16 protein-coding genes and 1 pseudogene are annotated in these 20,495 nt (G+C 61.9%); 15 read left to right on the top strand and 2 right to left on the bottom strand.

The genetic code is table 11. From position 1 onward, the window contains the following. Positions 1-478: 478 nt before the first annotated feature. The 11 genes and pseudogenes from NKH38_RS27460 to NKH38_RS27410 all read left to right on the top strand — a co-directional run bounded on the left by NKH38_RS27460 (position 479) and on the right by NKH38_RS27410 (position 14,834). Positions 479-943 (top strand): annotated as a pseudogene (locus NKH38_RS27460) (Hsp20 family protein). A 73-nt stretch (positions 944-1,016) separates the two neighbouring features. After that, positions 1,017-1,484: a hypothetical protein gene (locus NKH38_RS27455; RefSeq protein ID WP_352764393.1), complete on the top strand. Its 468-nt coding sequence runs from the start codon at positions 1,017-1,019 to the stop codon at positions 1,482-1,484. Between the two features lie 489 nt (positions 1,485-1,973). Then, positions 1,974-2,177: a preprotein translocase subunit SecE gene (gene secE / locus NKH38_RS27450; RefSeq protein WP_023667439.1), complete on the top strand. Its 204-nt coding sequence runs from the start codon at positions 1,974-1,976 to the stop codon at positions 2,175-2,177. 27 nt (positions 2,178-2,204) lie between these two features. After that, positions 2,205-2,732 (top strand): transcription termination/antitermination protein NusG, encoded by a 528-nt coding sequence (gene nusG, locus NKH38_RS27445; protein ID WP_006333333.1) that lies wholly within the window; start codon positions 2,205-2,207, stop codon positions 2,730-2,732. Between the two features lie 171 nt (positions 2,733-2,903). Continuing rightward, entirely contained in the window at positions 2,904-3,332 is a 429-nt protein-coding gene (gene rplK, locus NKH38_RS27440; RefSeq protein ID WP_006333334.1) for a 50S ribosomal protein L11, read from the top strand. Positions 3,333-3,336: 4 nt separating this feature from the next. Continuing rightward, a complete protein-coding gene (rplA, locus tag NKH38_RS27435) occupies positions 3,337-4,035 on the top strand; it encodes a 50S ribosomal protein L1 (RefSeq protein WP_023667438.1) in 699 nt (232 codons plus the stop codon). A gap of 374 nt (positions 4,036-4,409) precedes the next feature. Then, positions 4,410-4,928, top strand: a complete 519-nt coding sequence (rplJ, locus tag NKH38_RS27430) for a 50S ribosomal protein L10 (protein ID WP_023667437.1) — start codon at positions 4,410-4,412, stop codon at positions 4,926-4,928. A 54-nt stretch (positions 4,929-4,982) separates the two neighbouring features. Beyond that, positions 4,983-5,360: a 50S ribosomal protein L7/L12 gene (gene rplL / locus NKH38_RS27425; RefSeq protein ID WP_023667436.1), complete on the top strand. Its 378-nt coding sequence runs from the start codon at positions 4,983-4,985 to the stop codon at positions 5,358-5,360. Between the two features lie 248 nt (positions 5,361-5,608). Next, the gene (rpoB, locus tag NKH38_RS27420; RefSeq protein ID WP_023748781.1) at positions 5,609-9,745 is read left to right on the top strand and encodes a DNA-directed RNA polymerase subunit beta; all 4,137 of its coding nucleotides are present in this window, start codon (positions 5,609-5,611) and stop codon (positions 9,743-9,745) included. A 147-nt stretch (positions 9,746-9,892) separates the two neighbouring features. Next, a complete protein-coding gene (rpoC, locus tag NKH38_RS27415) occupies positions 9,893-14,089 on the top strand; it encodes a DNA-directed RNA polymerase subunit beta' (protein ID WP_023667434.1) in 4,197 nt (1,398 codons plus the stop codon). 79 nt (positions 14,090-14,168) lie between these two features. Next, on the top strand, positions 14,169-14,834 hold the full coding sequence (locus tag NKH38_RS27410) for an O-methyltransferase (protein WP_023667433.1): 666 nt from the start codon (positions 14,169-14,171) through the stop codon (positions 14,832-14,834). Between the two features lie 46 nt (positions 14,835-14,880). On the opposite strand, the gene NKH38_RS27405 is transcribed toward NKH38_RS27410, so the two are convergent. Both NKH38_RS27405 and NKH38_RS27400 read right to left on the bottom strand, forming a co-directional pair. Then, complete coding sequence (locus tag NKH38_RS27405; RefSeq protein ID WP_352764387.1) at positions 14,881-15,816, bottom strand: Gfo/Idh/MocA family protein; 936 nt, start codon at positions 15,814-15,816, stop codon at positions 14,881-14,883. 106 nt (positions 15,817-15,922) lie between these two features. Continuing rightward, a complete protein-coding gene (locus NKH38_RS27400) occupies positions 15,923-16,204 on the bottom strand; it encodes a transcriptional regulator (RefSeq protein WP_352764385.1) in 282 nt (93 codons plus the stop codon). Between the two features lie 495 nt (positions 16,205-16,699). Between NKH38_RS27400 and rpsL the strand changes: the two genes are divergently transcribed. The 4 genes from rpsL to NKH38_RS27380 all read left to right on the top strand — a co-directional run. Further along, complete coding sequence (gene rpsL, locus NKH38_RS27395) at positions 16,700-17,071, top strand: 30S ribosomal protein S12 (protein WP_006333356.1); 372 nt, start codon at positions 16,700-16,702, stop codon at positions 17,069-17,071. Positions 17,072-17,147: 76 nt separating this feature from the next. Continuing rightward, on the top strand, positions 17,148-17,618 hold the full coding sequence (gene rpsG / locus NKH38_RS27390; protein WP_008875664.1) for a 30S ribosomal protein S7: 471 nt from the start codon (positions 17,148-17,150) through the stop codon (positions 17,616-17,618). A 30-nt stretch (positions 17,619-17,648) separates the two neighbouring features. Beyond that, the gene (fusA, locus tag NKH38_RS27385) at positions 17,649-19,739 is read left to right on the top strand and encodes an elongation factor G (protein ID WP_023667430.1); all 2,091 of its coding nucleotides are present in this window, start codon (positions 17,649-17,651) and stop codon (positions 19,737-19,739) included. 65 nt (positions 19,740-19,804) lie between these two features. Then, positions 19,805-20,495: GTP-binding protein (locus NKH38_RS27380; protein ID WP_352538176.1), on the top strand; the 691-nt coding region annotated here is incomplete at its 3' end.

Below are 20,495 nucleotides of genomic sequence, written 5' to 3'. Positions count from 1 at the left end.
CTCCAAAACCGCAGGTCGTAGGTTCGAGCCCTGCTGCCCGTGCCATTTTCCTCGCTGGAATCCGGCATTTTAGAAACGTTGTTTTGGCTCCTCGTTTGGTTGGGCTGAAGCCGCGTACTCGACGAGCCCATCCGACGTTCCGAAGGCATGCGCAGAGCGAGAGCGCTGATGCGCAATGCCGAAGTCGGCGTATTTCCACGAACCGATTTCGTTGATTCAACTGCCATTGGCGAGCCAATTGCCATTTGCGTTCACAATTCAGAATAGGCCTATTTTGCTGCCGCCGGCTGCTTTTCAGCGGCTGCGAATTATTGGAAGCGGGATGCTGGCCTGGCTTCTGGAATTTTTTTGAATAGGGCTCTTGAACCGGTTTTCAGCCCTTCCTAATTCGTTTCCCGCCGAGGCCGATTGGCTTGGCAAAAGGCGGCGCTGCTGGGCGGCGCTCTTGTACCCATGTTGCTTCAAGGAGAATGTGGCTATGAGAACCTTTGACTCTCTCTATCGCAGCACCGTCGGTTTTGACCGTCTTTTCGACATGCTCGACAATGGTACGCGGCCCGACTGGCCGCCCTATAACATCGAGAAGGTCGACGAGAACGGCTACCGTATCTAGATGGCCATCGCGGGCTTCAGCCAGGATGAGGTTGAGCTGACCCAGCATGGACCCGAACTGGTCGTGGTAGGCAAGAAGGTTGATGACCAGAGCGGACGCCAGCTGCTGCACCAGGGCATCGCCTACCGCAGTTTCAGCCAGACGTTCAAGCTTGCCGACCACATGAAGATCAAGGCAGCAAACCTTGAGAACGGTCTCCTGACCATCGACATCGTCCGTGAGATTCCCGAAGAGCTGAAGCCGCGCCGCATCAGCATCGGGGCCGGCGACGCCCAGGTGGGCGGCAAGCAGATCGCCCAGGATACGGAACGCACCCGCAAAGCGGCCTGATCGTATCGATTCAGTTATCCCTGCGGTCCGCCTCCCGGCTTCGGCCGGGAGGCCCAGATTGCGGAGAATGGAGATGGACAACTTCTACGAGACACCGACACTTTCTGCGGCACGCTCGGGCAAAATTGAAACTTCTTTGTGCCTGCTCGACAATCCAGACAACGTCATCAACCATCCACGCCTCAGCCGTGGAGAAAAGCGGGCACTGCTTTCCTCGTGGGCGTCCGATGCCTGCGCGGTGGAAAACCAGCCTGCCTTGCGCCGCCTGGACAACGGCACGGTAATCCCTGTCGACCAGATTCTGAGGGCGTTGAAGGCTCTGGATGAGAAACCCACGCTGGGGAAAGAGACTTCAGGCCGGGTGCTGCCTTGGCGACCCTCCTCGCGCCGCAGCGTTCTCAAAGCTTGGCGGCATAGTGGCCGTTCTTTCGGCCCCGACGATGACGACGACCCGCCCCCGTGCCCGGCAGTGATCGCGCCGCGCCCACGCCCACCACGCGGAATGGGCGCAGTGGCCGGGGTCGAACTCGCCTGCGCCTGAGCTAACCCTGGGTTGATCCAGCTGCCTCGGCATGGGCAGCTGGATTCCAATCTTGCGTGCGCTTCATTTGGTTTCCAAAACAGCAGGTCGCAGGTTCGTCCGCAACGCCATTTCCTCGAACTTGTAATCACGTGCCTGATTTCCGGATGCACCCCTGGAATGGGGTCTGGCATTGAAAAACGGCAGGTGGCTTGCCATATTGGGCGAACTGAGGCATAAGGCCCCGATAGCCGGGACGGGACGACTGGATGGTTCCGAGGCGGCGTTTGGTCATAAAGCGGACACTTGCCACTTGCGTGGATCAAGAATCGGTTTTATGTAGACACAACAGACACGCGACGCGTGGAGCTGGGAAGCCGGCTTTACGCGTCCGATTTGCATGGGCGAAAATGGCGCTGATTCGGCGCCGACTTGAACCCAGGCGGCACGTCCCGGCCAGCGGGATCATCCAGGAGACCCGGCCAACGGGTCTTGAAGACAGAGCGGCATATGGCTTCGAAAACCACAAATCCTTTCGTCTTTCTCCAGCAGGTCCGCGCGGAGACCGCCAAGGTGACTTGGCCGTCGCGCCGGGAGACGATGATCTCGACGGTGATGGTGCTCGTATTCGCGGTCATCGCGATGATCTTTTTCTTCACCGCCGACGTGGCCATGGGCTACGCGATCGAGCGGTTACTGAGCCTCGGCCATTAAGTCCGGCGATTACGGAGAAGTCTTGAAATGACCGCGCGCTGGTACATCGTCCACGCCTATTCGAACTTCGAAAAGAAGGTCGCTGAGGACATTGAGAACAAGGCCAAGCAGAAGGGCCTGTCCGCCGATATCGAACAGATCGTGGTGCCGACCGAGAAGGTCGTCGAAATCCGCCGCGGCCGCAAGGTCGATGCCGAGCGCAAGTTCTTTCCGGGCTATGTGCTGCTCAAGGCCAATCTGACCGATGCGGTGTTCTCGCTGGTCAAGAACACGCCGAAGGTCACCGGCTTCCTCGGTGACTCCAAGCCGGTGCCGATCACCGAAGCCGAGGCGCAGCGCATCCTGAACCAGGTTCAGGAAGGCGTCGAGCGGCCGAAGCCCTCGGTCACCTTCGAGATCGGCGAGGCGATCCGCGTTTCGGATGGTCCGTTCGCCTCCTTCAACGGTTTCGTCCAGGAAGTGGACGAGGAGCGGGCGCGGCTCAAGGTGGAAGTTTCGATCTTCGGGCGCGCCGTGCCGGTCGATCTGGAATTCGGACAGGTCGAAAAGGGCTGATCCGAAAACCTGCGCCGGTTCGCCGGCAAGGGGAGGCGGCGCGGAAAGTGCGCGGCCATGAGCGGGTGGGAGGCGAATGCGGCTTTAGCCGGCCGCGCGGACCGCACCACCAGACTGCAACCGCCGGTGTTCCCGATACTGGGGCCGGCATGAGACAAAGGCAGGAAAGAGATGGCTAAGAAAATTGCAGGCCAGCTCAAGCTCCAGGTCAAAGCGGGATCGGCTACGCCGTCTCCGCCGATCGGCCCGGCACTTGGTCAGCGCGGCATCAACATCATGGAATTCTGCAAGGCGTTCAACGCGCAGACCCAGGAAATGGAAAAGGGATCGCCGATCCCGGTCGTCATCACCTATTACCAGGACAAGTCCTTCACCTTCGTCATGAAGACGCCGCCGGTGAGCTACTTCCTGAAAAAGGCGGCGAACTTGACGTCAGGTTCGAAAGAGCCGGGCAAGATCAAGGCCGGCACGATCGGTCGCGACAAGGTGCGCGCCATCGCCGAACAGAAGATGAAGGATCTGAACGCAAACGACGTCGAGGCGGCCATGCGCATGGTCGAGGGCTCCGCCCGCTCGATGGGCCTGGAAGTGGTGGGCTGAGATCATGGCAAAGATTGCAAAGCGTGTATCGAAGTCCCGCGACGGCATCGACCCCAACAAGGCCTATGCCCTTGGTGAGGCGCTGAAGCTGCTCAAGGACCGTTCGACGGTGAAGTTCGACGAGACCATCGAAGTTGCGATGAACCTCGGCGTCGACCCGCGCCATGCCGACCAGATGGTCCGCGGCGTGGTCAACCTGCCGAACGGCACCGGCCGCTCTGTCCGCGTCGCCGTGTTCGCACGTGGCGGCAAGGCCGATGAGGCTCGCGCCGCCGGCGCCGACATCGTCGGTGCCGAGGATCTGGTCGACATCGTCCAGAAGGGCACGATCGACTTCGATCGCTGCATCGCCACGCCGGACATGATGCCGCTGGTCGGCCGTCTGGGCAAGGTGCTGGGCCCGCGCGGCATGATGCCGAACCCGAAGGTCGGCACCGTCACCACCGACGTCGCCGCCGCCGTCAAGGCATCGAAGGGCGGCGCTGTCGAGTTCCGCGTCGAGAAGGCCGGCATCGTTCATGCCGGCGTCGGCAAGGTCTCGTTCGACGTCAAGGCGCTGGAAGAAAACGTCCGCGCCTTCGCCGATGCCGTGACCAAGGCAAAGCCGGCTGGCGCCAAGGGCAACTACGTCAAGAAGGTGTCGGTCACCTCGACGATGGGCCCGGGCCTCAAGCTCGACGTCTCGACGCTCGCAGCGTCTTGATACGAACATCTGGATCGGCTGCCAAGGCGCTGATCCGCAAGTGAATTCCGGGCCTCCGACTTGTCGGCGGCCCGGTACCGGAAGTCGAGAGGCTTCCGGACATCCTGTCCGAGATTGCAGGCGGCCCAGAAGCCTTAATTGAATTGGGCCTGCATGAGACGGGTGAAAACCGGACAACGGAGCGACAAGCTCCAATGAAAGGTTCGAACCGTGTTTGCCTTTTGTCTGCGCATCTCCGGCTTGCCGTCGATGTGGCGAAAGGGGGCAGGATCCTCGAGCGTCGTTCGGGAGATCTGTAATGGATGGCCCGGCCGGCAAAAAGGCAACCCGACGCCTGTCCCACTAGCGGGGCAGGGGTCAACTGGAGATAGGCAGTGGACAGAGCGGAAAAACGCGAACTCGTCACGGGCCTGAATGGTGCTTTTGCAGGCGCTGGTTCAGTCGTCGTGGCCCACTACGCCGGTATCACCGTCGCGCAAATGAACGACCTTCGGTCGAAAATGCGCGCTGCCGGTGGCACCGTCAAAGTCGCGAAGAACCGTCTCGCCAAAATCGCTCTTCAGGGCACGGACTCCGCATCGATCATCGACCTGTTCAAGGGACAGACGCTGATCGCTTATTCGGAGGATCCGATTGCGGCGCCGAAGGTCGCGTCCGATTTCGCCAAGGGAAATGACAAGTTGGTCATTCTCGGCGGCGCAATGGGCACCACCTCGCTCAACGCCGACGGTGTGAAGGCACTCGCCACACTTCCGTCGCTCGATGAGCTGCGCGCCAGGCTGGTTGGCATGATCGCCACGCCGGCAACCCGGATCGCCCAGATCGTCAATGCGCCAGCGGCTTCGGTCGCGCGCGTCATCGGCGCTTACGCCCGGAAGGACGAGGCGGCATGAGGCCGTTCCTCGCTATCACAAACACACGTTCGAACCTGATGAAGGAATACAACAATGGCTGATCTGGCAAAGATCGTAGACGACCTTTCGAAGCTGACCGTCCTCGAGGCGGCCGAGTTGTCGAAGCTTCTGGAAGAAAAGTGGGGCGTTTCGGCTGCTGCTCCGGTGGCGGTCGCCGCTGCCGGCGGCGCTGCCGCTGCTGCTGCTCCGGCTGAGGAAAAGACGGAATTCGACGTCGTCCTCACCGAGGCAGGCGCTCAGAAGATCAACGTCATCAAGGAAGTCCGCGCCATCACCGGCCTGGGCCTCAAGGAAGCCAAGGATCTGGTCGAAGCAGCTCCGAAGCCGGTCAAGGAAGCCGTTTCCAAGGCTGACGCTGAGAAGTTCAAGGCCCAGCTGGAAGCAGCCGGCGCCAAGGTCGACCTGAAGTAAGCGTAAAAGCGGCGGGCGGCCTCGCGCCGTCCGCCACTCCCTTCATCAGAGGGGAGGATGCGTAGCGCGAGATGTACGAGAACCTCTTTCCTGAGGGCCGAAACCGGCCTTCAGGAAACGGGTTTTCTCCCGTTTTAGCCGTCGCCGCCAGGCGGCGGGAAACAGATCAGGGGCCGCCGCCGAGGTGGCCGCGCATGCAAGGTGAGCCGCGGCGAGGCTCGCCCCGAGTTTATAGCTAAGGAGCGACGATGGCCCAGACCCAGACTTTCAATGGCCGCAGACGCGTACGCAAGTTCTTCGGAAAGATTCCGGAAGTTGCGGAGATGCCGAACCTGATCGAGGTTCAAAAAGCATCCTATGACCAGTTCCTGATGGTGGCGGAGCCCAAGGGTGGGCGTCCGGACGAGGGACTGCAGGCCGTTTTCAAGTCGGTTTTCCCGATCTCCGATTTCTCCGGCTCCTCGATGCTGGAGTTCGTGAAGTACGAGTTCGAAGGACCGAAATTCGACGTTGACGAATGCCGTCAGCGCGACCTGACCTATGCCGCGCCACTCAAGGTGACGCTGCGCCTCATCGTGTTCGATATCGACGAGGATACCGGCGCAAAGTCGATCAAGGACATCAAGGAGCAGGACGTCTATATGGGCGACATGCCGCTCATGACGCTCAACGGCACCTTCATCGTCAATGGCACGGAGCGCGTCATCGTCTCGCAGATGCACCGTTCGCCGGGCGTCTTCTTCGACCATGACAAGGGCAAGTCGCACTCCTCGGGCAAGCTTTTGTTTGCGGCGCGCGTCATTCCCTATCGCGGTTCGTGGCTCGACATCGAGTTCGATTCCAAGGACGTCGTGCACGCCCGCATCGACCGCCGCCGCAAGATTCCGGTGACGTCGCTCTTGATGGCGCTCGGCATGGACGGCGAAGAAATCCTGTCGACCTTCTACAACAAGATCACCTACAAGCGCGCCGGCGACCACTGGCGCATCCCGTTCAACGTCGAGCGTTTCCGCGGCCTGAAGGCCGTTGGCGACCTCGTCGATGCCGACACCGGCGAAGTTGTCGTCGAGGCCGGCAAGAAGATCACCGCCCGCCAGGCAAGAGGGCTTGGCGAAAAGGGTCTGAAGGCGATCAAGGCGACCGACGAGGATCTGCTCGGCAATTACCTGGCCGAGGACATCGTCAACTACGGCACCGGGGAGATTTTCCTCGAAGCCGGCGACGAGATCGACGAAAAGACGCTGAAGGTGCTGCTCGGCACGGGCGAAAGCGAGATCAAGGTTCTCGACATCGACCACGTCAATGTCGGCGCCTACATCCGCAATACGCTCAACGTCGACAAGAACGAGAGCCGCCAGGACGCACTGTTCGACATCTACCGTGTCATGCGCCCGGGCGAGCCGCCGACGCTTGAAACCGCCGAAGCCATGTTCAACTCGCTATTCTTCGACTCGGAGCGCTACGACCTGTCGGCCGTCGGCCGCGTCAAGATGAACATGCGCCTCGAGCTCAAGGCTGAGGATACCGTGCGCGTGCTGCGCAAGGACGACATCCTGGCGGTGGTCAAGACGCTGGTCGAACTGCGCGACGGCAAGGGCGAGATCGACGACATCGACAATCTCGGCAACCGCCGCGTGCGTTCCGTCGGCGAGCTGATGGAGAACCAGTACCGCGTCGGCCTGCTGCGCATGGAGCGCGCGATCAAGGAACGTATGTCCTCGATCGAGATCGACACGGTGATGCCGCAGGACCTGATCAACGCCAAGCCGGCGGCTGCCGCCGTACGCGAGTTCTTCGGTTCCTCGCAGCTGTCGCAGTTCATGGATCAGACCAACCCGCTGTCGGAGATCACCCACAAGCGCCGCCTGTCGGCACTTGGACCGGGCGGTCTGACCCGCGAGCGCGCCGGCTTCGAAGTGCGGGACGTGCACCCGACGCATTACGGCCGCATCTGCCCGATCGAGACGCCGGAAGGCCCGAACATCGGTCTGATCAACTCGCTGGCGACCTTCGCGCGCGTCAACAAGTACGGCTTCATCGAAAGCCCGTACCGCAAGATCGTCAACGGCAAGCTGACCAATGAGGTCGTCTATCTCTCCGCTATGGAAGAGTCCAAGCACCACGTCGCGCAGGCCAATGCCGAGCTCGACAAGAATGGTGGTTTCGTCGACGAATTCGTCATTTGCCGCAGCGCCGGCGAAGTGATGATGGCGCCGCGCGAAAACGTCGATCTGATGGACGTGTCGCCCAAGCAGATGGTGTCCGTGGCCGCGGCGCTGATCCCGTTCCTCGAGAACGACGACGCCAACCGCGCGCTGATGGGCTCCAACATGCAGCGTCAGGCCGTGCCGCTGGTGCGCGCCGAAGCGCCGTTCGTAGGCACCGGCATGGAGCCGATCGTTGCCCGTGACTCGGGCGCCGCCATCGGCGCCCGCCGCGGCGGCATCGTCGACCAGGTGGACGCGACGCGTATCGTCATCCGCGCCACGGAAGATCTCGATCCCGGCAAGTCGGGCGTCGACATCTACCGGCTGATGAAGTTCCAGCGTTCGAACCAGAACACCTGCATCAACCAGCGTCCGCTGGTGCGCATGGGCGACCGCGTCAACAAGGGCGACATCATCGCCGACGGTCCGTCGACCGAGCTCGGCGATCTGGCGCTCGGCCGCAACGTGCTGGTCGCGTTCATGCCGTGGAACGGCTACAACTACGAGGACTCGATCCTGCTCTCCGAGCGCATCGTGGCCGACGACGTCTTCACCTCGATCCACATCGAGGAATTCGAGGTCATGGCCCGCGACACCAAGCTTGGACCGGAGGAAATCACACGCGACATTCCGAACGTTTCGGAAGAAGCGCTGAAGAACCTCGACGAAGCCGGCATCGTCTATATCGGCGCGGAAGTGCAGCCGGGCGACATCCTGGTCGGCAAGATCACGCCGAAGGGCGAAAGCCCGATGACGCCGGAAGAAAAGCTCCTGCGCGCCATCTTCGGTGAAAAGGCGTCCGACGTTCGCGACACTTCGATGCGCATGCCTCCGGGCACCTTCGGCACCGTCGTCGAAGTGCGCGTCTTCAACCGCCACGGCGTCGAGAAGGACGAGCGCGCCATGGCGATCGAACGCGAGGAGATCGAACGCCTCGCCAAGGACCGCGACGACGAGCAGGCGATCCTCGACCGCAACGTCTATTCGCGCCTTTCCGACGTTCTCGTCGGCAAGGAAGCGATTGCCGGGCCGAAGGGCTTCAAGAAGGGCTCGAAGCTGTCGAAGGACACGCTGGACGAGTATCCGCGTTCGCAGTGGTGGCAGTTTGCGGTGGAGAACGAAAAGCTCCAGAGCGAACTGGAAGCCCTGCGTGGCCAGTACGACGATTCCAAGAAGGCGCTCGAGCAGCGCTTCATGGACAAGGTCGAGAAGGTCCAGCGCGGCGACGAAATGCCTCCGGGCGTCATGAAGATGGTCAAGGTCTTCGTGGCCGTGAAGCGCAAGATGCAGCCGGGCGACAAGATGGCCGGACGTCACGGCAACAAGGGTGTCGTGTCGCGCATCGTTCCGGTCGAGGACATGCCTTTCCTCGAGGACGGCACGCATGCCGATATCGTGCTCAACCCGCTGGGTGTGCCGAGCCGCATGAATGTCGGCCAGATCCTGGAAACGCATCTGGGCTGGGCATGCGCGGGCATGGGCAAGAAGATCGGCGAGCTGATCGACGCGTACAAGACGGCTGGAGACATCAAGCCGTTGCGCAAGACGCTCGAGAGCTTCATCCCAGCCAACGACCGCAACGAGCCGGTCCGCGAATATGACGACGAGAGCATCGTTCGCCTCAGCGAGCAGATGCGCCGCGGCGTCTCTATCGCGACACCGGTGTTCGACGGCGCGCATGAAGTCGACATCAACATCATGCTGGAGCAGGCGGGCCTGCACACCAGCGGTCAGTCGCAGCTCTATGACGGACGCACCGGCGAGCCGTTCGATCGCAAGGTGACGATGGGCTATATCTATATGCTCAAGCTTCACCACCTGGTGGACGACAAGATCCACGCGCGTTCGATCGGTCCGTACTCGCTCGTTACCCAGCAGCCGCTGGGCGGCAAGGCGCAGTTCGGTGGCCAGCGCTTCGGCGAAATGGAGGTCTGGGCGCTGGAAGCCTATGGCGCCGCCTACACGCTGCAGGAAATGCTGACGGTGAAGTCGGACGATGTCGCCGGCCGCACCAAGGTCTACGAGGCGATCGTGCGCGGCGACGACACGTTCGAGGCCGGCATTCCCGAGAGCTTCAACGTGCTCGTCAAGGAAATGCGGTCTCTCGGCCTCAATGTCGAGCTGGAGAATACCAAGCTCGACGACAACCCTGTCCGGCTGCCAGATGCTGCCGAATAGGGGCGCGGCCGAGTAAGCAAGACATCCGGTCGCGGAACGCCGCGACCGGATGCAACAAATTCTACGGCCAGTGGGCCGACCACTCAGCGGGCATTTGGCCCGCGTTAGATGCAAGGGGTTTTCGAGGACCCCGAAAAGGAGAACGGCATGAACCAAGAGGTCATGAATCTCTTCAATCCGCAGGCGCCGGCGCAGGTGTTCGATTCCATCCGGATATCGCTCGCCAGCCCTGAGAAGATTCTGTCCTGGTCGTTCGGCGAGATCAAGAAGCCGGAGACCATCAACTACCGCACCTTCAAGCCGGAGCGTGACGGTCTGTTCTGCGCGCGCATTTTTGGCCCGATCAAGGACTATGAATGCCTGTGCGGCAAGTACAAGCGCATGAAGTACAAGGGCGTCATCTGCGAAAAGTGCGGCGTCGAAGTCACGCTGTCGCGCGTTCGCCGCGAACGCATGGGCCACATCGAGCTGGCGGCACCTGTCGCTCACATCTGGTTCCTGAAGTCGCTGCCGTCGCGCATCGGCACACTGCTCGACATGACGCTGAAGGACATCGAGCGCGTCCTCTACTTCGAGAACTACATCGTCACCGAGCCTGGCCTCACCGCGCTGAAGGAGCACCAGCTGCTCAGCGAGGAAGAGTACATGATCGCCGTCGACGAATATGGCGAGGATTCGTTCACCGCCATGATCGGTGCCGAGGCCATTCATGACCTTCTGGCCGGCATGGACCTGGAGAAGATCGCCGGCGACCTGCGTTCGGAACTGGCTTCTACCACGTCCGAGCTGAAGCAGAAGAAGTATCTGAAGCGGCTCAAGGTCGTCGAGAACTTCATGGAGTCCGGCAACCGTCCGGAATGGATGATCATGAAGGTGGTTCCGGTGATCCCGCCGGACCTGCGCCCGCTGGTCCCTCTGGATGGTGGACGTTTCGCGACGTCCGACCTGAACGATCTCTATCGCCGCGTCATCAACCGCAACAACCGTCTGAAGCGGCTGATCGAGCTGCGCGCCCCCGGCATCATCGTGCGCAATGAAAAGCGCATGCTGCAGGAAGCCGTCGATGCGCTGTTCGACAACGGCCGTCGCGGCCGCGTCATCACCGGCGCCAACAAGCGTCCGCTGAAGTCGCTGTCCGACATGTTGAAGGGCAAGCAGGGCCGGTTCCGCCAGAACCTGCTCGGCAAGCGCGTCGACTATTCGGGCCGTTCGGTCATCGTCACCGGTCCGGAGCTCAAGCTGCACCAGTGCGGCCTGCCGAAGAAGATGGCGCTCGAACTGTTCAAGCCGTTCATCTACGCCCGCCTCGACGCCAAGGGGTTCTCCTCGACCGTCAAGCAGGCCAAGAAGCTGGTCGAGAAGGAGCGTCCGGAAGTCTGGGATATCCTCGACGAGGTCATCCGCGAGCATCCGGTGCTCTTGAACCGTGCACCGACGCTGCACCGCCTCGGCATCCAGGCGTTCGAGCCGATCCTGATCGAAGGCAAGGCGATCCAGCTGCATCCGCTGGTCTGCACGGCCTTCAACGCCGACTTCGACGGCGACCAGATGGCCGTTCACGTGCCGCTCTCGTTGGAAGCGCAGCTTGAAGCCCGCGTGCTGATGATGTCGACCAACAACATCCTGCACCCGGCTTCCGGCGCGCCGATCATCGTGCCTTCGCAGGACATGGTCCTGGGTCTCTACTATCTCTCGATCGTCAATCAGAACGAGCCGGGCGAAGGCATGGTGTTTGCCGACATGGGCGAACTCCAGCACGCGCTCGAGACCAAGGCGGTGACGCTGCACTCCAAGATCAAGGGTCGTTTCCGCACGGTCGACGCCGAAGGCAAGGTCGTGTCGAAAATCTACGACACCACGCCTGGCCGCATGATCATCGGCGAGCTGCTGCCGAAGAACGTCAATGTGCCTTACGAGACGGCCAACCAGGAGATGACCAAGAAGAACATCTCCAAGATGATCGACACCGTCTACCGCCACTGCGGTCAGAAGGAGACGGTCATTTTCTGCGACCGCATCATGGCCCTCGGCTTCAGCCACGCCTGCCGCGCCGGCATTTCGTTCGGCAAGGACGACATGTTGATCCCGGACGCCAAGATCAAGCTGGTTTCCGACACCGAGGCTTTGGCCAAGGAATACGAGCAGCAGTACAATGACGGCCTGATCACGCAGGGCGAGAAGTACAACAAGGTCGTCGACGCCTGGGCGAAGTGCTCGGAAAAGGTCGCCGACGAGATGATGGCCCGCATCAAGGCCGTCGAGTTCGAGGACAGTGGCCGTCAAAAGCCGATGAACTCGATCTACATGATGTCGCATTCGGGTGCGCGTGGTTCGCCCACCCAGATGCGTCAGCTCGCCGGCATGCGCGGCCTGATGGCAAAGCCCTCGGGTGAAATCATCGAGACGCCGATCATCTCGAACTTCAAGGAAGGCCTGACCGTGCTCGAGTACTTCAACTCGACCCACGGCGCCCGCAAGGGTCTGGCCGACACCGCCTTGAAGACGGCGAACTCGGGCTACCTCACCCGTCGTCTGGTCGACGTGGCGCAGGACTGCATCGTCAACTCCGTGGATTGCGGCACCGACAAGGGCCTCACCATGCAGCCGATCGTCGATGCCGGTCAGGTCGTCGCTTCGGTCGGCCAGCGCGTGCTGGGCCGCACCTCGCTCGACGACATCACGCATCCGGTTTCGGGTGAGGTTCTGGTCAAGGCCGGAACGCTGATGGACGAACGTGACGTGGAAAAGATCGAAAAGGCCGGCGTGCAGTCGGTCCGCATTCGCTCGGCACTGACCTGCGAGGTCAGGATAGGCGTCTGTGCGGTCTGCTACGGACGCGATCTGGCCCGCGGCACCCCGGTCAACCAGGGCGAAGCCGTCGGCGTTATCGCGGCGCAGTCGATCGGCGAGCCGGGGACCCAGCTCACCATGCGTACCTTCCACATGGGCGGTACGGCGCAGGTGGTGGACAGCTCGTTCCTTGAAGCCTCGTATGAGGGCAAGGTCGAGATCCGCAACCGCAACGTGGTGCGCAACTCGGACGGCCAGCAGATGGTCATGGGCCGCAACATGGCGGTGCTGATCCTCGACGAAGCCGGCAAGGAGCGTGCCTCGCATCGCCTTACCTATGGTTCGCGCATCTTCGTGGACGATGGCGACAAGGTGAAGCGCGGCCAGCGTATCGCCGAATGGGATCCCTATACCCGCCCCGTCCTCACCGAAATCGAGGGCAAGGTGTCGTACGAGGATCTGGTCGACGGCATTTCCGTTCAGGAAACGGCCGACGAATCGACCGGCATCACCAAGCGCGAGGTTATCGACTGGCGCTCGACGCCACGCGGCAACGACCTCAAGCCGGCGATCGCCATCCTTGACCCCAAGGGCAAGGTCGGCAAGCTGTCGAAGGGCGGCGACGCCCGCTTCCTGCTCTCGGTAGAGGCCATTCTTTCGGTCGAGCCGGGTTCGCAGGTTCGTCCCGGCGACGTTTTGGCGCGTATCCCAATGGAAAGCGCCAAGACCAAGGACATCACCGGCGGTCTGCCGCGTGTTGCCGAACTGTTCGAGGCACGTCGTCCGAAGGATCACGCCATTATCGCCGAGATCGATGGCACGATCCGCTTCGGCCGCGACTACAAGAACAAGCGCCGCATCATCATCGAGCCGCATGACTCGACGCTTGAGCCGGTCGAATACCTGATCCCGAAGGGCAAGCCGTTCCATCTCCAGGACGGCGACGTCATCGAGAAGGGCGACTACATCCTCGACGGCAATCCGGCGCCGCACGACATCCTGGCGATCAAGGGCGTGGAAGCACTTGCTTCCTACCTCGTGAACGAAATCCAGGAAGTCTACCGTCTGCAGGGCGTGTCGATCAACGACAAGCATATCGAGGTGATCGTTCGCCAGATGCTGCAGAAGGTCGAGATCACGGTGCAGGGCGACTCGACCTACATTCCGGGCGACCACGTCGACGTGATCGAACTGGAAGAGGTCAACGAGCGCCTGGTCGAGGACGGCAAGAAGCCGGCCGAAGGCCAGCCAGTGCTGCTGGGCATAACCAAGGCCTCGCTGCAGACGCCTTCCTTCATCTCGGCCGCCTCCTTCCAGGAGACGACCAGGGTGCTGACCGAAGCTGCGGTTGCCGGCAAGACCGACATGCTGCAGGGCCTGAAGGAAAACGTCATCGTCGGCCGGCTGATCCCGGCCGGTACCGGCGGCACGATGAGCCAGATCCGGCGCATCGCCACCTCGCGCGACGAACTGATCATCGACGAGCGCCGCAAGGCCTCCGGTGTCGAGGTCGCCGAGCCGATGCTGACCGACATGGTCAACGCCGCGCAGTAAGCGCGGTAGGACGAGAAGAAGGAAGGGGGCCCCAGTGGCCCCTTTTCGCGTTTTGACCCCCAATCGAATCGAGGAAAACATGAGCAAGAAGGTTTGGACTGACGTCGACGACTACATCGTTTCCTCTCTCTTCGAAGCAGATCCCATCCTCGAAGCGGTGCTTGCGGCCAACCGCGACCAGGGCCTGCCGGCCATCGACGTATCGCCGGCGCAGGGCAAGCTGCTGTCGCTGCTGGTCCGCATCAGCGGCGCCAGGAAGGTGCTGGAGATCGGCACGCTTGGCGGCTACTCGACCATCTGGATGGCAAGGGGATTGCCCGTCGGCGGCAAGATCGTGACGCTCGAACTCGAGCCGCATCATGCAAAAGTCGCGCACTCGAATCTCGAGCGGGCAGGGGTGCCGGACAAGGTCGAGCTCAGGATCGGCCCCGCGCTTCAGTCGCTTGAGACGCTGGCTGCCGAAAATGCCGGTCCGTTCGATCTGATCTTCATCGACGCGGACAAGCCGAACAACCCGAATTATCTGTCATGGGCCATGCGCCTGTCGCGGCCGGGGACGGTCATCATCTGCGACAACGTCATCCGCGACGGCACCGTGCTCAACGACGATGGCCGTGACGCGTATGTCGAAGGCGCACGCGGTGCGTTTTCCTTCATCGGCGGCGACAAGCGCCTGGACGGCACCGCCATCCAGACCGTCGGCGCCAAAGGCTATGACGGGTTTGCGATTGCGATCGTCGAGTAAGGCTGCATGATGAGTGTCCGGACTGCGGTCCGGCAGAACTCATCGCTCAATCGAAGAACGCTTCCACCACATTGCGCTTGCCGAGCATGAAGGCGTCGGCCACGTGCTGCAGGGGTGCCAAATCGACATCGGAGACGCCGGCGGGTACGATTTCAGCGAAGCGCCGGTAAAGCTGGGGATATTCGGCTTCCGGCTCGTCGTGAACCACCTTGCCGTCGATGGCGAGCTTGGTGCCGCCGCCGGACAGCACCATCTTGCCCTTGTCGGTGTCGGCCAGGATGTCCCAGCTCTGTGGTCCCGTCTGCAGCCAGTCGAGCTCCATGGTCACCGGCAACCCATCCGAGGTACGGAAGGTCACGTGGGCCGCCACAGGCGAGGCGCGGTTTTCCGGGAAGTCGAGGACGGCCGAGGTGATGAACATCGCCGGCAGGATGTGGGTTGCGATCGACAGTGCGTTGATGCCGGGATCGAAGACACCGAAGCCGCCCGGCGCCCAGATCCAATCCTGGTTCGGATGCCAGCGGCGGACATCTTCCTTCCAGACGATGGCGGCCGAGTTGACCTTGGCCGACGCCAGGAAGGCACGCGCGGCTTCCACCGCCGGCGCGTAGCGCGAATGCCAGCTGGCGAACAGTGAGACGCCATTGGCTGCCGCCAGCCGCTTCAGGTCCTCGACCTCACTGACAGTGGCGCCCGGCGGCTTCTCCAGGAAAACATGCTTCTTCGCAATCAGCGCCGTGCGTGCCGCGTCGTAGCGGAACTGCGGCGGCATGCACAGCGACACGGCCTCGAGTTCCGGCACCGCGTCGAGCATCGCCTCAATGGTCGGAAAATTCGGGATGCCGTCCACCTTGCCGTGCCGGCTGGCGGCGGCGATGAGGCGGTAGTCCGCATCCTTGGCCACTGCCGGCAGATGCTGGTCGCGCACGATCTTGCCGACGCCGACGATGCCGAGCTTGATGGGACCATTGTTCGAGGGCATGGGAACTCCGCGGATTCGAATTTGGCTGGTTAAGTCGCCCGGTTCTTAGCAGAGAACCGGTGCCGGGCAAGCCGGCGCGGTGACAGGCGCAAGCAGCCGGCGACGCTCAGAGCGGAACCTCGAACGTAACGATCGACACTTCGCCTTCGAGCGCGCCCTGGAAGGCCGACAGATGCGGCTCCTCGTCGGGTACGCCCTCCATATCGCCGATCTGGTCGAGCTCAGCTTCGGCATAGCCTTCGGCGGCGAGCGATTCGAGCGCCCGGCGCACGGCCGAATCGTCGTCGGGCGCGACCAGCATCACATGCACGCCTTCCGGCTTGCCGCCCTTCTTTTTCCAGACCCGGCCGGTGACGATGGTGACCGGGCGTTCCTCATTGTCGTTCACGGGCTGATTCCTCTTGAGACGGGGGCGGGCGAGGGGTTTTGGGCTGTCCATGGCGCCTTTTGCCATGAAGAACCCGCGCATGACAGCCAAAAGCCGGTCACTTTCTTGTCTGCCCCGGTCACTTTCTTCCTCTGCCTTGCAAAACGAAGAAAGAAAATTACATGCGTTTTTCGCATGGCTGCCAAGCCGTCGTCAGCGCGCAATATTTGGCGTGCCGGGGTTGACGGTTCACGGTCTTGCGAGTAGAAGCCGCCCAGTCAGAACCGATGTGAGGCTCTCCCTTCCGAAGCGACACGCTTTGGAGTTTGCCTCAAACAGGGTTCGTTTTACGAGCGAAAAGACATTTCCGGCGCGCATGAAGCGGTTCCCGCTTCCTCTGCATTTTGTTCGGGCAGGACCGCGAGGCGCGGTTTATGGCCCGAATTTGCGTATGGAATTGGCGCTTTGAGCGGCCCTGACCGGGCGAGACACGGAATTGAGAGACAAGAGGGTTTAATGCCTACCGTCAACCAGCTGATCCGCAAGCCGCGCATTGCGCCGGTGAAGCGCAACAAGGTCCCGGCCATGCAGCAGAACCCGCAGAAGCGGGGCGTCTGCACGCGCGTCTATACAACGACGCCGAAGAAGCCGAACTCGGCACTGCGCAAGGTGGCCAAGATCCGCCTGACCAACGGCTTTGAAGTGATCGGCTACATCCCCGGCGAAGGCCACAACCTTCAGGAACACTCCGTGGTCATGATCCGCGGCGGCCGCGTCAAGGATCTTCCGGGCGTGCGCTACCACATCATCCGCGGCGTGCTCGACACGCAGGGCGTGAAGAACCGCAAGCAGCGTCGTTCGAAGTACGGCGCCAAGCGTCCGAAGTAAGGGGCGTCCGAAGTAAGATTTTCCGGCCCTGGCGCTGCTTCAATGCGTCGGGCTACGAGATTGAGAGACAAAAGCCATGTCGCGTCGTCACAGTGCAGAAAAGCGTGAGATCAATCCGGACCCGAAGTTCGGCGATCTGATCGTTACCAAGTTCATGAACGCCGTTATGTATGACGGCAAGAAGTCGGTTGCCGAGACCATCGTCTACGGTGCGCTCGACCAGGTTCAGTCGAAGACCAAGCAGGAGCCGGTCACCGTCTTCCATCAGGCGCTCGACAATGTCGCGCCGCATGTGGAAGTCCGGTCGCGCCGCGTCGGCGGCGCTACCTACCAGGTTCCGGTCGATGTGCGCCCCGAGCGCCGTCAGGCCCTGGCGATCCGCTGGCTGATCGCCGCGGCCCGCAACCGCAACGAGACCACCATGGTCGACCGCCTCTCCGGCGAGCTGATGGACGCGGCCAATAACCGCGGCACCGCCGTGAAGAAGCGTGAAGACACCCACAAGATGGCAGAAGCCAACCGCGCTTTCGCGCACTACCGCTGGTAAAGCGCGAACGAGACTGAGAAGGCATCCACGATGGCCCGCGAATACAAAATCGAAGACTACCGCAATTTCGGTATCATGGCGCATATTGACGCCGGCAAGACGACGACCACCGAGCGCGTCCTCTATTACACGGGCAAGTCGCACAAGATCGGCGAAGTCCACGACGGCGCTGCCACCATGGATTGGATGGAGCAGGAGCAGGAACGCGGCATCACCATCACGTCCGCCGCCACCACGACCTTCTGGAAGGGTCGCAGCGGCAAGATGTACCGCTTCAACATCATCGACACTCCCGGACACGTCGACTTCACCATCGAAGTCGAGCGTTCGCTGCGCGTGCTCGACGGCGCCATTGCGCTGCTCGATGCCAATGCCGGTGTCGAGCCGCAGACGGAAACCGTCTGGCGCCAGGCCGACAAGTATAAAGTTCCGCGCATGATCTTCTGCAACAAGATGGACAAGATCGGCGCCGACTTCTACCGCTCGGTCGAGATGATCGGCTCGCGTCTTGGTGCGCATGCCGTCGTCATGCAGCTGCCGATCGGCGCCGAGACCGAGTTCAAGGGTGTCGTCGATCTCGTCGAGATGAACGCGCTGGTCTGGCGCGACGAGACGCTGGGCGCTGCCTGGGACGTCGTCGAGATCCCGGCCGACCTGCAGGCTCGCGCCGAAGAATACCGCGAGAAGATGATCGAAGCCGCTGTCGAAATGGACGAGACGGCACTCGAGAATTACCTCGAAGGCAAGATGCCGTCGAATGACGAGATCCGCGCGCTGATCCGCAAGGGCACCATCGCGGTCAAGTTCTACCCGATGTTCTGTGGCTCGGCCTTCAAGAACAAGGGCGTGCAGCCGCTGCTCGACGCAGTCGTCGAATACCTGCCGTCGCCGGCCGATGTTCCCGCCATCAAGGGCGTCGACGCCAAGACCGACGCCGAGATCGAGCGTCATGCCGACGACAACGAGCCGCTGTCGATGCTGGCCTTCAAGATCATGAACGACCCGTTCGTCGGCTCACTGACCTTTGCCCGCATCTATTCGGGCAAGCTGACCAAGGGCATCTCGGTCGACAACACCGTCAAGGGCAAGAAAGAGCGCATCGGCCGCATGCTGCAGATGCATGCGAATTCGCGCGCCGACGTCGAAGAAGCCTTTGCCGGCGACATCGTCGCTCTGGCTGGCCTCAAGGACACGACCACCGGCGACACGCTCAGCGATCCGCTGCACCCGGTCATCCTCGAACGCATGGAATTCCCCGATCCGGTCATCCAGATCGCCATCGAGCCGAAGACCAAGAACGACCAGGAAAAGATGGGCCTCGCCCTTCACCGCCTGGCCGCCGAGGATCCGTCATTCCGCGTCAAGACCGACGAGGAAAGCGGCCAGACCATCATTTCGGGCATGGGCGAACTTCACCTCGACATCATCGTCGACCGCATGCGCCGCGAGTTCAAGGTCGAGGCCAATGTCGGCGCGCCGCAGGTGGCTTACCGCGAGACGATCACCCGAAGGCACGAGCAGGACTACACCCACAAGAAGCAGACCGGCGGTACCGGGCAGTTCGCTCGCGTCAAGATCGTGTTCGAACCGAACCCGGAAAGCTCGGAGTTCGAGTTCGAGACCAAGATCGTCGGCGGTGCGGTTCCCAAGGAATACATCCCGGGTGTCGAAAAGGGCATCAACAGCGTCATGTCGTCGGGTCCGTTCGCGGGCTTCCCGATGATCGGCGTCAAGGCGACGCTTATCGACGGCGCTTACCACGATGTGGACTCCAGCGTTCTGGCCTTCGAAATCGCCGGCCGTGCCTGCTTCCGTGAAGCCGCACCCAAGCTTGGCGTGCAGCTGCTCGAGCCGATCATGAAGGTCGAAGTCGTGACGCCGGAAGACTATGTCGGCAGCGTCATCGGCGACCTGAACGGCCGTCGCGGCCAGATCCAGGGCCAGGAAGCGCGTGGCGTGGCTGTCGTCATCAACGCGATGGTGCCGCTGGCCAACATGTTCAAGTACGTCGACAACCTGCGCTCGATGAGCCAGGGCCGCGCGGCCTACACGATGCAGTTCGATCACTATGAGCCTGTGCCGACCGCGGTCGCCCAGGAAGTCCAGAAGAAATACGCGTAACCTGAACGGGTTGCATCGGTAACTTAATTCAAGGCCCGTACGGGCGAGCAGATTGGAGACATCACATGGCAAAAGGTAAATTCGAGCGTAACAAGCCTCATGTGAACATTGGCACGATTGGCCACGTCGATCATGGCAAGACGTCGCTGACGGCGGCGATCACGAAGTATTTTGGCGAGTACAAGCGCTACGACCAGATCGATGCGGCGCCCGAAGAGAAGGCCCGCGGCATCACCATTTCGACGGCGCACGTCGAATACGAGACGGCTGCGCGCCACTACGCCCATGTCGACTGCCCCGGCCACGCCGACTATGTGAAGAACATGATCACCGGCGCCGCGCAGATGGACGGCGCGATCCTGGTCGTGTCGGCCGCCGACGGCCCGATGCCGCAGACCCGCGAGCACATCCTGCTTGCCCGTCAGGTCGGCGTGCCGTCGATCGTGGTGTTCCTGAACAAGGTCGACCAGGTCGACGATGCCGAGCTGCTCGAACTGGTCGAACTCGAGGTTCGCGAGCTTCTGTCGAAGAACGAGTTCCCCGGCGACGACATTCCGATCGTCAAGGGTTCGGCGCTGGCTGCTCTGGAAGACTCCAACAAGACCATCGGCGAAGACGCGATCCGCGAGCTGATGGCTGCGGTCGATGCCTATATCCCGACGCCGGTTCGTCCGCTGGACAAGCCGTTCCTGATGCCGATCGAAGACGTGTTCTCGATCTCGGGCCGTGGCACGGTCGTGACCGGCCGCGTCGAGC

Source organism: Mesorhizobium sp. M1078 (genome assembly GCF_040318615.1).
Taxonomy (GTDB): domain Bacteria; phylum Pseudomonadota; class Alphaproteobacteria; order Rhizobiales; family Rhizobiaceae; genus Mesorhizobium.
Note: the sequence above shows the minus strand (reverse complement) of the source record. Positions and strands in the feature narration are given on the sequence as shown.